Annotated in this window: 9 protein-coding genes; 5 read left to right on the top strand and 4 right to left on the bottom strand. The window is 62.6% G+C overall.

The genetic code is table 11. From position 1 onward, the window contains the following. Positions 1–1778, bottom strand: a 1778-nt coding sequence (locus tag VLJ37_05090) for a thrombospondin type 3 repeat-containing protein (protein ID HSA59043.1), incomplete at its 3' end; no start/stop codon positions are given. Between the two features lie 130 nt (positions 1779–1908). Then, positions 1909–5319: a protein kinase gene (locus tag VLJ37_05085; protein ID HSA59042.1), complete on the bottom strand. Its 3411-nt coding sequence runs from the start codon at positions 5317–5319 to the stop codon at positions 1909–1911. Between the two features lie 51 nt (positions 5320–5370). Between VLJ37_05085 and VLJ37_05080 the strand changes: the two genes are divergently transcribed. Beyond that, positions 5371–6555, top strand: a complete 1185-nt coding sequence (locus VLJ37_05080; GenBank protein HSA59041.1) for a hypothetical protein — start codon at positions 5371–5373, stop codon at positions 6553–6555. A 6-nt stretch (positions 6556–6561) separates the two neighbouring features. Here the strand turns inward: VLJ37_05080 and VLJ37_05075 are convergent, their stop codons facing one another. Then, positions 6562–7839, bottom strand: coding sequence for a hypothetical protein (locus VLJ37_05075; protein ID HSA59040.1), 1278 nt, complete (start codon positions 7837–7839; stop codon positions 6562–6564). 75 nt (positions 7840–7914) lie between these two features. Here VLJ37_05075 and VLJ37_05070 point away from each other — a divergent pair, with 75 nt between their 5' ends. Then, positions 7915–9123 (top strand): hypothetical protein, encoded by a 1209-nt coding sequence (locus VLJ37_05070; protein ID HSA59039.1) that lies wholly within the window; start codon positions 7915–7917, stop codon positions 9121–9123. 98 nt (positions 9124–9221) lie between these two features. Then, positions 9222–10472 carry a patatin-like phospholipase family protein gene (locus VLJ37_05065; GenBank protein ID HSA59038.1) on the top strand — a complete coding sequence of 417 codons (1251 nt, stop codon included), beginning with the start codon at positions 9222–9224 and terminating at the stop codon, positions 10470–10472. 12 nt (positions 10473–10484) lie between these two features. Here VLJ37_05065 and VLJ37_05060 read toward each other — a convergent pair whose 3' ends face one another. After that, complete coding sequence (locus tag VLJ37_05060; protein HSA59037.1) at positions 10485–11489, bottom strand: TerC family protein; 1005 nt, start codon at positions 11487–11489, stop codon at positions 10485–10487. Positions 11490–11518: 29 nt separating this feature from the next. Between VLJ37_05060 and VLJ37_05055 the strand changes: the two genes are divergently transcribed. Then, a complete protein-coding gene (locus VLJ37_05055) occupies positions 11519–12265 on the top strand; it encodes a TerC family protein (protein HSA59036.1) in 747 nt (248 codons plus the stop codon). After that, entirely contained in the window at positions 12262–13461 is a 1200-nt protein-coding gene (locus VLJ37_05050; GenBank protein ID HSA59035.1) for a sodium:calcium antiporter, read from the top strand. Before VLJ37_05055 ends, VLJ37_05050 begins: the two co-directional genes overlap by 4 nt. Positions 13462–13472: the final 11 nt, after the last annotated feature.

Raw genomic sequence — 13472 nt, 5'->3', positions numbered from 1 at the left:
GGATTGCATGACCCGCAGTCCGCCGAGCACGTCTCGCAACTTTCCGGGCCTCCCCCTCCCAGGTTGCAAGTGTCACAGAAGGCATCGCCGCAGGGAGGGCATTCCCCGCAATCGGCCGCGCAAGTGGCGCAGCCCTCTCCAAAACCGCAGTCCGTGTCGCCACAGAGGGACGGCTGACAATCCCGGGGGCAAAACTTCGTGTCGCAGGCCCCGCTGCACGTCGAGCAGTCACCGGGGCAGGAGTCCGATGTCTCGCCGGCTTCGCAGGCGAAGTTGCCGCAAAAGGCTTTCAAAATTGTGATGGATTCGCAACATCCGCCGACGCAATTGGGATAATCGTTTTCTCCGTGCGGCACGCCGGCGAACCAGGCGTCGCAATCGTCGGCCACCTGGCAGGTGACCCCCGAGCCGCAAACGGGGGGACACGCCCCGCAGTCTCCCGGGCAGTTCCCGCAACTCTCCCCCAAGTCAGACTCGCACAGGCAGTTGCCGCAGTTGCTAGGGTCGTAGGACTTGCAAGAGCCGCCAATGCAGACGAAGGGGGGCGAAACGACGCAATCAGAGTCTTGCGAGCAGGTCAGATCCAGCGCGCATTTTTCGCCTGTATTGACGCAACGCTGGCGAACGAAGGCGTCGCAATCCTTCGACGCCGGCGGAACGCCGAGCAGCTCGCATTGGGCCTTGAGGCCGGCGACACATTCCTCCGTGCAGGGCAGCCGATCGGGGGGCGGATTGGGGCCGCATCCTTCTTCCGTGCACGGCGCCGATTCGGGGTTCCGGCACAGGTCGCCGATCCCGTCGCCGTCGCTGTCGACCTGATGGGGATTGTAAAAATCCGGGCAATTGTCGCAGACATCGCCGACGCCGTCGGCCCGGCCGGCGAACGGATCGACGTCCCGATCGGACTGATCCGGATTCGGAACAGCCGCGCAGTTGTCGCAGGCGTCGCCCACACCGTCACCGTCGCCGTCCTCTTGGCCGGCATTGGCCGTTGCCGGACAGTCGTCGCACGCGTCCCCCAAACCGTCGGCGTCCGCGTCCTCCTGCCCGGGATTGGCGTCAAAGTCGCAGTTGTCCTCGAATTCGCCGATCAAGTCGCCGTCCGAGTCGAGGTCGCAGAAGAGGGAACCGTCGTCTCCCCGGCACAGGATCGCCAACCCGCTCTCGAGCAGGCGCACGTTCACGTGGATCAGATCCGGCGGGGTATAGCCGTCCAAGGCCGACCAAGTCCCGCCGAGAATGGCCTCGAACACGGTCATTTCGAGATCGGCGACGCCCAATCCCACGAACAGGGGGGAGGCACCGGACAGGACGACGTCGGCGTGGATCCCGGAGCAGTCCTTTCCGGCGAACCGGCAGGACTCCGGCAGGTCCGGAAAACGGACCTCGAAGTTCAGATCGCCGTTCAGGAGGATGCCGTTGGCCCCGCAGTTGACGAATTCCGCGAGGCCCTTCACCTCGCAGGTCAGAAAGGAAAAGGAGACCTCTCCGCCTTCGGGACAATCTTCGACGAGAACGCTGCCGTCACGGCAGCCGCCGGCGGCTTCGAGCGCCGGCAGCGACGACGATCCGCCTCCCGAGCCGAAGCCCAAGGCGTCCACGGCCCCTTCGACGGACAACGCGGCGGCGGTGGATAGGACGGCGCGCGTCACCTCGGTGTTGCGAAGGATTCCGGTGGGAGACGCGGCGCTCTCGGTCTGCGCCGAACCGCCGCATCCGGCCGCACACCAAAGGGCCGCGTAGACGGAAAACCAGCGTATCGCCCTCCCCCCGGCCATCGTTCACCCCTGTTCTGAAAATCTGAAACGGATTGGAACAATTCTAATACGGAATCATCGTTGACGAAACCAGATTTATACTCATTTTATTATCAATATGATAATGGCGAGCGCCGGACCACGGACCGGTCTAATGGAGGTGCAAGTGCCGCTTGAGGGGCGCCAGAAGTTTGCGCATGCGAAAGCCCAGGCCTTTGGAGGTCTGGTCGATCTGGTCGTCCAGGGCCTTTTGGAAGGCCTGAAGCACCCTTTGGCGTCCGCCGTGGGAGAGGTAGCGATCGCGGTACTCTTCCGGGAGGCTCTCGGCGATGGACACGACGACCTCAGCGGCCTGTTCCTTGCGGCCCCAGGCCTCGTAAAGTTCCCAGAGGATTTCGCGGAAATGACGCTCCTGGCAGGTTTTCTCGAGGTCCGCGAAGGCGGCTTCGACGTCCTGCTTCGCCGCGGGGGGTGACACCTTCAAGGTCAGAAGCCGCATCCGCGCCGCGAATTCCTCGTCGCCGTTGATCGGCAGAATCCTCTCCCAGTGCCGACGCGCCTCCTCCACCTCTCCGCGCTCGTAGGCCAGGTCCGCGAGGGCGAACACCGACCACGTCGCCAGGTCTTCCTGGGAAATGCGCGTGGCGTCGAGCTCCGTCTGAAGAAACAGTTGGCGGGACCGCTCCGGATCTCCGAATTCCCGCTGCCAATAGCCCTCCATGAGGAGGATCCAAGCCGCCAAGGCCGGCTGTTTGGCCTCCGTCGCCGCCTTCTGGCCCTTCTGGAAGGCGTCGTGCGCGGCCTCCGACATTCCCAGGGTCAGATAAACGTCCCCTTGGCGAAGGTAATTGTAGGCGAGATCGCGCAGAGTCCCGAGCCGCTGCTGGTGCGTCAGCATTTTGTGAAGATAAGGAAGGCTGTCCGCGTAGCACCCCTCCTTCACGAGGGCCGTGACGAGATTGCCCATGCTCGAAAAGAGGGAATGCATGGCCCCCGTCCGTTCCGCGAGTTCGGTCGCCCGCATGAGCACCTTGGCGGCTTCCTCGTAGCGGCATGCCTGTATGAGGACGTAGCCCAAACCATTCTGGCAGGAGAGCTCCTCGGAGGCGTCCATCTGGTCGCGCCTCGCCTCGAGACGGTTGCGGTAAAACTTTTCCGCCCCGGGAAGGTCCCCCATGAGGGAAAGAGCGAGTCCCAAATTGTTGTTATTGATCCTGATCCGGTCCTGGGGCCCGAGACGCGGCTCCCATTCCATCGTCTTTCGGAAGCGCTGGGAGGCCTCGAAGGGCCTCCCTTCCTGCAGGTCCACGTTCCCGAGAGCGTTCTCCAGATAAATTCTCTTCTTCCAATCCCCGGCGGGAAGTCCCTGCAGGGCCCGGGCGTAGTATTCGCGCGCCTCGGGGAACCGGCGGCGCTTGAAGGCGATCCATCCGTGCAGTTCCTCCCGTTCCGAAGAAGGATGCGTTTCCAGCCGCCTGAGGAACGAGGCCGCCTGATCGTATTCGCCGGAGAGCGTCAGAAGTCGGACGGCCTCCAGGACGAGTCCTTCCCAGACCGGAGAGGCTTCGCCCACGCCGTCGATGGCGCGGATCAGGCAGTCCGTCGCCGCGGCCACCTGTCCCCTTTCCTGAAACCCCTTCGCGGCCTCCCGAAAATAGAGGGCGGCCTTCTCCACCTCGCCGCACTTGGCCAGATGGTAGGCGATCTCCCGGGGCGAGGCCGTGGGACGAGACTGCAGGCCCTGGGCGATCTTCCGGTGGAGGTTTCGCCGCTTCTCGGGCTGTTCGGTGTCGAGCGTGCGGATCAAGCCCAAAGCGAGCGCCTGGCTGGAGACGCGGAAGGCGCCCTCCCCGACCCCTTCGGCCAAAAGCCCCTTTCGGACGCAGGCCAGGGAATCCAAGACGACGTCCTCCACCGACCGGCCGAGGACGACCGACAATTCCTCAGCCTTCACGGGCCGGAAGAACAGGGCGACGGCGTACAGCACCTCGCGCTCGGCATCCGTCAAGGACGCGACGGGGGCGCGGTACAACTCCCCCACTTCCGGCGGCGGCAGGAGATGCTCCAGCGACTCCCCGCGCGCGAAATGCGGCCCCAGGAATTTCAGCCCCTCCACCATGAGGACGGGCAATCCTCCGGAATAGTCCCGCAGGAGAGCCGCGAGCCCGTCGAGCCCCGGAGCCTCCCCCAGGACCTGGCGCACGTACTCGCCCACGCCCGCGGGGGAAATCCGGCGGAGTGCGACGGAATCTTCAACCTCCTCGTCCATGGACGTGACGATCTTGAGCCCGGGGGCGACGCCGGCCTCTATCCTGCCCTTGAGCTCCGCGAGCAGGGCCTTCATCTCCGAATCGGCCTTGTGGGCGTCGTCCACCATGAAGCAAAAGGGACGCGCCTGAGCCGCGTCGATGACGGCCTCCGCGCGCCGGGCGACCCTCCATCCCTCCCCCATCTCGCTCTCGGGCAACGGCGCCAGCCCCAGCCACTCGCACAACCGGGGCCAGACCGGCACCTGCCAGTCGCCGTTCACCAGGCAGAGCGGGATTTCCTGAAGCTCCAGTGCGTGGCGGATTTCGTCCAAGACGCGCGTCTTCCCCATGCCGCGCTCGCCGAAAACGGTCACGAACGCGGACGCGGCCGGACCGGACCCGTCGCCCAGCTTTTTCAACAACGGCTCGATGACCTCGGAACGTCTCTCGACGAGAGGGCCTTCCGTCGGAATCTGTCCGAGAAGACCTTCCTCCTCCTTGAGATACTTCCGCCCCGTCGAGAGGTTGAGAAAATTGAGGACGACCTTGGCGCTCGAAAAGCGGTCGGAGGGCTTCTTCCTCAAGAGCTTCGAAAGGACCTCCTGGAGGTGCTTGGGAATCCCCGTTCTTTCCCACTCGGCGTCTGAAATCCTGCCTTTCTGATGCCAGAGGATGACCTCTTGCGAATCCATCATCTCGGTGAACGGCAAACCTCCGGCGAGGACTTGAAAGAAGGACATGCCGAGGGCGTAGAGATCGACGCGGTGATCCACGGCGGCGGTCTTGTCGAAGAGCTCCGGGGCCATGTACGCCAGGGTCCCGCCTCGCCCCCCGGTCATCCCGCCGAGCCGGGCGGAGATCCCGAAGTCGACGAGCCGAGCGTGCGGCCGGCCCTCGTCGTCGGCCCCCACCAGGATGTTCTCGGGCTTGACGTCGGAATGGATGATGCCTTGCGAATGGATGTAGTCGAGCGCCGAAAGGACCTGCACCAGGATCTCTTCCATGCCCCCGAAGCCGTCCTTCAAGAGGGCCGGGGCCGCCTTCTGCAGGGGAACGCCGGGGCAATATTCCTGCGTGAAGAAATAGAGGTTCCGTCCGGGGTCGAATCCGAAGTCAAAAACGCGCGCGAGGTGCACGTGGCGGATCTCGGAGAGGATGGCGAACTCGCGCTTGAACAGTTCGAGGAAACCCGGACCCGCCCGGTCGATTTTCAGGAATTTGACCGCGACCGTCTCGCCGGACGCATTGACGCCCTTCCAGACTTCTCCAAAACCTCCCTGGGCGATCTTTTCCTCGGCGCGAAACGGGAGCATTATCAAATATTACATCTTTACGAACGGCCGCGACAGGATCAAAATTTATCCATGAGCCGCCCTCGCCTTGGATGGATTCTGATGGCGATCGCGGCGGGCGGCTGCTCCTCTCCGGCCAGCCCTCCCGGCCCCCCCGCGGAGATCCCAGCCTTGGTCGTCTTTCCCGCCTCGATAACCATCGACGTGTCATCCATCGCCTCGACGTCTCGAGAGGCGGGTCCGGCCGCCTTGGTGGGATCGGGCGGAGAATTTTCGGAGATCATCGCCAGCGGCGGCGACATGGCACGCATCCTCCAGGAAGATGTCCTGGAAGGATTCCTCTTCCCCTTCACGCAATTCGACATCCCCGTCGGAACTGCGGTGAGCAAATTCGAGGGGGATATCGCCCCCCAGGGGCCCGATGTGTTGCCACAGTCCTTCAAATTTGATTTCGGCGACTTCGACTTCGACAATGACGGCTCGCCCGAGGGTTGCACCGGCTGCACTTGTCCGCTCGGTTGCGCCCCGGCGCTCAAAACCTGCCCTTCCGAGGCGGCCCCGGCGGATTTGAGGCCCGTCTGCTTCCGCATTTGGATCCAAAGGGATCCCTCCCTTCCCTTCGAGCGCGTCATGGCGGGCGTCTTCGATGCGCTGCCGACCCCGGACGATCCCGAGACGGACCAAGACGAGGAAAATCCCGGCAAGGGGCGTTTTCACGGCGGGGTCGTCCATTCCGGCGAGGTTGACGGATCCGTCGCAACGGATCGATTTCTCGTGGGCGTCGTCTACGACCACCGCGTTCCCGGACGCCCTTCGGACCGCTCCACCGAGGCCTTCCTGATCAACGATTTTGTCCAGGACGGTGTGATCCAATTCTCGAACAACTTACACATCGACGTGACCCAGACGGGCCGCATCGATCCGGCCGGAAAGGAGTACCTCCAAGAAACGGTCAGGAGCACGGAACGGCAGACGGGAATCGGCGATTCGGGAATCCCAAACGACTTTTTCCAGCAGTACATCGGGCGCTTCCGCGACGATGCCGACTTCTGGAACGGGTCGGTCTTCGCCAGGGACCAGGGGATTGTGACACGGAATGTGACGGACGTCTGCGCCCGGATCTCCACGGGCAACGGGAGCCCGCCGCTCAATTGCGTCGATTTGGACATCGATACCACGGGCGAGGCCTTCCTCGGAACCGCCGAGGAGGCCGATGTGATCTTCTCCGACGATTTTCCGGTCTTGCCGACGTTCTGACGTCTCTTAAATAGGGGGTGGCTCGCAGGTGCACTCGGGTTCGCCATTCGCCCCCGTCGCGCCCGGATCCACGCAGCGGGCGGCCCCGCAGGCACCCGGGGACGGCGCTGATTCGTCGCACTCCTCGGCCGAATCCAGGATCCCGTCACCGCAAACGGCCCCTCCGGGGGGTGATGCGCAGGCGGGATCCAGGGAACAGGCGGGATCTCCGCAACAATCCTGGACGTCGGCGCAATCGATCAGCGAATCGCCGTCGTCGTCCAGGCCGTTCACACAGTCGGTTTCAAAGGCCGAAGCCGGCGCGCAGACGGGACGATCCGCACAATCCGGGTCGTCGCAATTGTTCAAGCCGTCGCCGTCGTTGTCGATACAGTCGTCGCAAAGCTCTTCACCCAGCTCCGCCAGCAGGCAGTCCGGATCGTCGCAGTCGGCCAGGCCGTCGCCGTCGTCGTCCGAGCCGTTGTCGCAGCGCTCAAAGCGGACGCACTGGCAGGTGAAACCGTCGCATGCATCGAAACCTTGATTGAAACAGGGCTGCACGCCGATCTCAAAACCCGCGCTCGGATCGCAGGCCTCTCCCTCGTCCAGAACCCCATTGTCGCAAGTCGTGCACTGACAGGCGACCTGGGAGAAATCGAAATCCTCGATCTCCGGATTGAATTTCGGCGGACCGTCGGGGCCGCAGACCGTTCCGGGCTGGGACCCGCAATCGGCGGTCGAATGGCACTCGTCCGCGACCGCCTTTTCGATCTGACAGATGCAGTCGAAGAAGCAAAAGCTCACGTCCTCGTCCGGGTTATCCTCCCAGGCTTGGCAGACGCGGTCGCCGCAGGTGAAGGGGTGACAAAATTCCGGATCGGGACAGTCTTCAATGCATGGATCGGAATCGGCGCACTCGCCGGCAAGGACGTCGCACAAACCGTCGCCGCAGGTCTCGCCCGCCGGCAGGCCAAAGCAAAGGCTGCGATTGCAGTCTTTCGTACAGTAGTCGAAGACGTCACACTCGCCCGCCTCCGGATCGCATTTGCCGTCGCCGCAGGGGACGATCTCGCAGAGATCACCGATGCCGTCTCCGTCCTCGTCGGACTGGCTGGGGTTATACGTGTCGAGACAATTGTCGGCGAGGTTCGCGACCCCGTCGCAGTCGAAATCGTCCGGCGGCGCGCTTTCCGAGCAGTCGAGGCCGGCCGACTCCGTCTCCCCGCCCTTGCCGCAACCCGCCCCTCCCCCGAAGAACGGAAAAAGAAGCGCCGGAAATAGAATGACGAACACGATTCGACGCATACGATTAGGAAAATTTTACTCCTAATTCATTGGGAAATGAATGAAAATAGAATAGGCAACAGAGGCCTTATCATTTTGAGAATCATCGCAACATGGCGGCGCATCCGTCTGTGGCTCGTCCTTTTTTTTGCGGCCGTGTCGGGTGGTTGTCCTTCGCCGGGCGGCCCCCCGGCCCCGCCGGCGGAGATCCCGGCCCTCGTCGCCTTTCCCAAAAGCGTGGGGATCGACGTCTCGCGGGTGGCTGGAGAAAGCCCCTCCTCCGCCCTCGTCGCGGACTCCGCAGGAAAGGCGCAGTCGGGGATCGATAATTTTTCGGACCTCATCTCCCTGGGCCCGATCACTTTCAACTCCTTCAGCTCCCTTCTGGACGACTTCTTGGGTCCGCTCTCGGACCTCGAGATCCCCGTAAGCCCGACGGTCACGACCTTTGAGGGGCCGATGACCTTCGCACCCGGGCTCGTTGCGGCGGTCAAGATCGACTTCGCCGATTTCGACCTGGACGGCGACGGGGCCTCGGAGGGCTGCACGAACTGCACCTGCCCCACGGGCTGCGCGCCGGCCTTCTCTGAATGCCCCACGGAGGCCCCCGTCTCCCGCTTGAAACCCGTCTGCTACCGCATCTGGCTCCGGGACGTCGGTCAAACGGAATACGTGCGCTTCCTGGCCGGTCGATTCGACCGCTACGCCACGCGCGACGATCCGGAGACGGAAGGAAGCGAGGAGAACGCCGGAGAAGGCCGCTTCCGGATGGGCGTGGAACCGCCGCCGACCCCCGACGGGATGCGCAACCCCCTGGCCCTCGGGGTCCTATACGACCACCGCCATGATACGGACCCTCTGAAAAAAGAGACGGAGTTCTTCATCCTTGACCGGAGATTGGACGCCGGCGGCGCCCCCGTTTCCTCTGACGAGGCCCACGCCCTCGTGACCCAGGAGACGCCCGCCGTCCCCGCGCCGGAGGGGACTCTTCGCAAGACCGTCAAACTGGATCTTCGCAAGACGCCCGACCCGGAGGACGGACCCGGCCTCGTTCAATACATCGGGCGGTTCCGCGACGACCTCGATTTCTGGGGCGGGACGTTCAATCTGCAAGATATCGGGGGCGTGGACCCTAAGACGGTCAGCGGCGAGGACGTCTGCGCCCGCATCTCCACCGGCGAGGAGACCGCGGATGCGAATTGCACCGACGCGGGCATCAGCGTAACGGGCGAGGGCTTCCTCCGGGCGGCGGCAGAGGCGGATAGCTCATTCCCGGCCGGGTTCCCGGAATCACCCACCTTTTAGCGATCTGAGAGAACTGATACACACACCCAACTAACCTTTAAAAATTAAACAACTAATTTGGATCACTTTTTTCTCTCAAAATGATAAACTTCTCTGCAGTGAGCCGATCCGACCTCGCGCACATGAACGGTTCCGGACGGAGGACCCTCGGTCTTGTCCTGTCGGGCGGCGGGGCGCGCGGGGCCTATGAGGCGGGCGTGCTGCACTATATCCGCACGATGCTCCCCCCGAAGATCCGCTACCGCCCTTTCGACGTTCACTGCGGGTCGTCCGTCGGCGCGATCAACACCTGCTTCCTCGCGGCCACCTCCCACGACATGCGGCGCCAGGCGTCGGACGTGCGCCTCCTCTGGGAGGCCCTCCGTTCGGACAACATCTACCGGCGGGATACCGGCGCCTTCTTCAACTTCCTCGCCCGCACCGGACGCGGCGTCATGACCAGCATCTTCTCGAGGAAGAGAGGCCATTTCCACGGTTTCCTGGACACGGAGCCCTTCCTGCACTTCGTGGAGCGGATCCTGCCCTGGGAGATGATATCGAAAAATATCGCGGAGGGGATCATCCGGGCCGTTTCAATCGTCGCGACGAACGTCTTCACCGGGCGCACCGAGCTCTTTATCGAAAAGCACGACGGGGTCGAATACACGGGGGAGTACATCCACCATCTGACGCCCATCCAGCCGCTCCACGCGAAGGCCTCCGCCGCCATCCCCCTGGTCTTCCCGACGGTCCAGATCAACGGCATCGCCTACACGGACGGGGGGCTCCGCCTCAACACGCCCATGTCCCCGGCCATTCAATTGGGAGCGGACTCGCTGCTCGTCATCGGCGTCCACCACCGGGCGAAACACGGCGAGAAGATCCCCTTTCACGGCCAGAAGGGGCATGATCCCGCCCTCGGGCAGGTCATGGGACGCGTCATGAACTCGATCTTCTTGGATCGGCTCCAGTACGACATCGAGCAGCTGGAGAGGATCAACCGGGTCATCGACTGGGCGGAGGAGATTTACGGCAATGATTTTCTGCTGGACTTGAACCGGATGCTGCACCGGAAAAACATCCGCGGCGACATCGCCAACCGCGGCCTGAAACGCCTGCGCGTGATCCGAATCCGGCCGTCCGAGGACATCGGCGAACTTTTCAGCCACTGCTTCCGACGCCACCGCGAGGAAAAGCTTTCCAACTTCGAGAAATTTCTCGTCCGTTTTCTCGACATCGATCCGACGGCGGGCGTCGACTTCCTCTCCTACATCAGCTTCTTGCCCGAATACACCCGGAAACTCCTCGATCTGGGTTTCGAGGACGCGCGGACCCAACACGCCGAGCTGAAAGAGTTCTTCGAGGGATAGGAAACGCGCGAGCTAGGAGATGGGAGTCCCGTCGTGAGGCGGATGAGGGAGATCCTCCTCGACTTTCGGCGGCGGCTTCAACAGGGACACAGCCACCGAAAGACCGAGCAACGAGGCGATCACGGCCAGCGAAGCCGCGATCGGCACCTTGTAGAAGTCAACGACCACCATCTTGACGCCCACGAAGGCGAGCACCAGACCCAATCCGTACTTGAGATAGTGAAACCGCCCCATCATCCCCGCGAGCAGGAAGAACAGCGCGCGAAGTCCCAAGATGGCGAAGATGTTGGAGGTGAAAACGATAAAGGGATCCGTCGTCACGGCGAAGATCGCGGGGATCGAATCCACGGCGAACACGACATCCGTCGTCTCAACGACCACCAGAACGAGGAGAAGGGGCGTGGCCAACAGCTTGCCGTGCTCGCGCAAGAGAAACTTGTCCGACCGGTAGTGATCGACCATGGGGATCACTTTCCGGAACAGCTTGATGATGGGATTCTTCTCCGGATGAACCTCCTCGCCTTTCTGGAACAGGAGCTTCACGCCCGTGAAGACGAGGAAGGCACCGAAGACATACATGATCCAATGGAATTTCTGAATCAGAACGGCGCCCAGGAAAATGAAGATCGCCCTCATGATCAAGGCTCCCAGGATGCCCCAAAACAACACCCGGTGCTGGTTGCGCTTCGGAACGGCGAAATAGGAAAAGATGACGAGAAAGACGAAGAGGTTGTCCACCGAGAGCGCCTTCTCGATGAGATAGCCGGTTAGAAACTCGAGGGCATGCTGGCGGCCGAATTCCACGAACAACAAGGCGTTGAAGGCGAGCGCCATGGCGATCCAGACTAGGCTCCAGGCGAGGGCCTCCTTCATCCTCACCTCGTGGGCCTTCCGGTTGAAGACCAAGAGGTCGAGCGCGAGCATCGAGAAGACGAAAACAAAAAATCCGGCCCACAGTGCGGGCGTTCCAATGCTGGTCATCATGGTGACGTGTTGGACCATTTTCCTTGTCACCATGCCACAAAAAAGTCATCGTACTCGCCATCATGGAAATCTTCCTCCGCAGCGAATCCCTGATCGGCCTTTTCACGCTGACGGCGATGGAGATCGTCCTGGGAGTCGACAACATCGTCTTCATCTCGATCCTGGTCGACCGCCTCCCGGGCGCCCTGAGGGACCGGGCGCGGCGGCTGGGAATCGGGCTCGCTCTCGTCCTCCGGCTGGGACTCGTCTTCGCCATCTCCTGGATCATGCGCCTGACCGAGCCGCTGTTCGGCGTTTTGGGGCGGAATTTTTCGGGCCGCGACCTGATTCTCCTCGGCGGCGGGCTCTTTCTTCTCGCCAAGGCGACCCACGAAATTCACGACAAGCTGGAGGTCCACCACGAGGAAGCGTCCGCCGCCAAGGACAAGCGGGCCTCGTTCGGTCTCGTGCTTGCGCAGATCCTGGTGCTGGACCTGGTCTTCTCTCTGGATTCGGTGATCACCGCCGTCGGCATGGCCCCTCACATCGCCATCATGGTGACGGCGATGGTCCTCTCCGTCGTCGTCATGTTGATATTTTCCGCCGGCATCGGGCGGTTCGTGAACCATCACCCCAGCATGAAGATCCTGGCCTTGAGTTTTCTGATCCTGATCGGCGCGCTGCTGGTGGCCGAAGGCATGGGCCAGCGGGTCAACAAGGGCTATATCTATTTCGCCATGGCCTTCTCTTTGGCGGTTGAACTCCTCAATATGAAGATGAGGAAGAACCAACAGGCTCCCATCGCCCTCCACAATCGATTCGAACCATGAAGATCAAGGCCACGATCGCGACCGCCGGTCTGTTCCTCTTATGTCTTCAATGGCCTCTCTTGCGGTTTTTGGAGATCCCCTTGCCGCCCGTCTCTTCGGCGCTCTCTTCGGGGCTGGCGATCTTCGGCGCCGCCTACGTCCTGTCGTGGGGCGGCGAGCTGGCCCAGATGGAGATCCCCCAGTCGCTCGCCATCGCCTTTCTGGCGCTCGTGGCGGTGCTTCCGGAATATGCGGTGGATCTCTACTTCGCGTGGCAAGCGGGCCGGGATCCCGCCTACGTCCATTTCGCCACGGCGAACATGACGGGTTCGAACCGCCTTTTGATCGGAGCGGGTTGGGCGGCGGTGGCCTTTGCGTACTACGTCAAGAAGCGACGGGGGGAGATCGCCCTCTCGGAAGGCAACCGCGTGGAGATCATGGCGCTGATCCTGGCGACGCTTTACTCGCTCGTCATCCCCGCCAAGGGGACGCTTTCCTGGGTCGATTCGGCCTTTTTTCTCGCGATCTTCGTCCTCTACATCCGTCGCGCCTCTCAGAGCCATCACGAAGAGCCGGAGTTGGAAGGTCCCATGGAGGCCGTTGGGCGATGGCCCCGGGGAAGGAGGATCTTGGTCACCGCCTTTCTCTTCGTCTTTTCGGGCGCGGTCATCCTCCTCTCCGCGAAGCCCTTCGCGGAGGGACTGCTGGACGTCGGACGGCATTTGGGAATCGAGCCTTTCCTTCTTGTCCAATGGCTCGCGCCGCTTGCCTCCGAAGCGCCCGAATTCATCGTCGCCGTTCTCTTCGCGCTCCGCGCACGTCCTGAGGCGGGATTGGGCACGCTGATTTCGTCGAAGGTCAATCAATGGACTCTGTTGGTGGGAATGGTCCCGCTCGCCTATGCCGTTTCCGCGGGACGTCCGAGCGCCATGCCGCTGGACGCCCGGCAGGTCGAAGAAATCTTTCTCACGTCCGCCCAATCCTTCTTCGCCCTGGCGGTCATCGTGAATCTCCGTTTTTCGATCACGGAAGCCCTTCTGATCTTCATCCTCTTCGCCACGCAGATCTTCTTTCCGTCGACGGAGGCCCGCACAGTCTACGCCTTCATTTACCTTGCGCTGGGCCTCGGCTGGCTTTTCGTCGTTCGAGGCCAAGGCGAAGGTCTCAAGCAGGTCTTCCGGAAAGGGGCCTTTTCGAGTAAGATAACTCACACCTAGCGGTGCGATGA

The organism is bacterium, assembly GCA_035454885.1.
GTDB lineage: Bacteria > UBA10199 > UBA10199 > JACPAL01.
This window is presented reverse-complemented; position numbering and strand designations above follow the sequence as displayed.

Bases quoted from the DNA above. Each gene is read 5' to 3' on its own strand.
- VLJ37_05050 (HSA59035.1), top strand. From the start codon at position 12,262: ATGAAGATCAAGGCCACGATCGCGACCGCCGGTCTGTTCCTCTTATGT.
- VLJ37_05075 (HSA59040.1), bottom strand. From the start codon at position 7,839: ATGCGTCGAATCGTGTTCGTCATTCTATTTCCGGCGCTTCTTTTTCCG.
- VLJ37_05080 (HSA59041.1), top strand. From the start codon at position 5,371: ATGAGCCGCCCTCGCCTTGGATGGATTCTGATGGCGATCGCGGCGGGC.
- VLJ37_05055 (HSA59036.1), top strand. From the start codon at position 11,519: ATGGAAATCTTCCTCCGCAGCGAATCCCTGATCGGCCTTTTCACGCTG.
- VLJ37_05085 (HSA59042.1), bottom strand. From the start codon at position 5,319: ATGCTCCCGTTTCGCGCCGAGGAAAAGATCGCCCAGGGAGGTTTTGGA.
- VLJ37_05060 (HSA59037.1), bottom strand. From the start codon at position 11,489: ATGGTGACAAGGAAAATGGTCCAACACGTCACCATGATGACCAGCATT.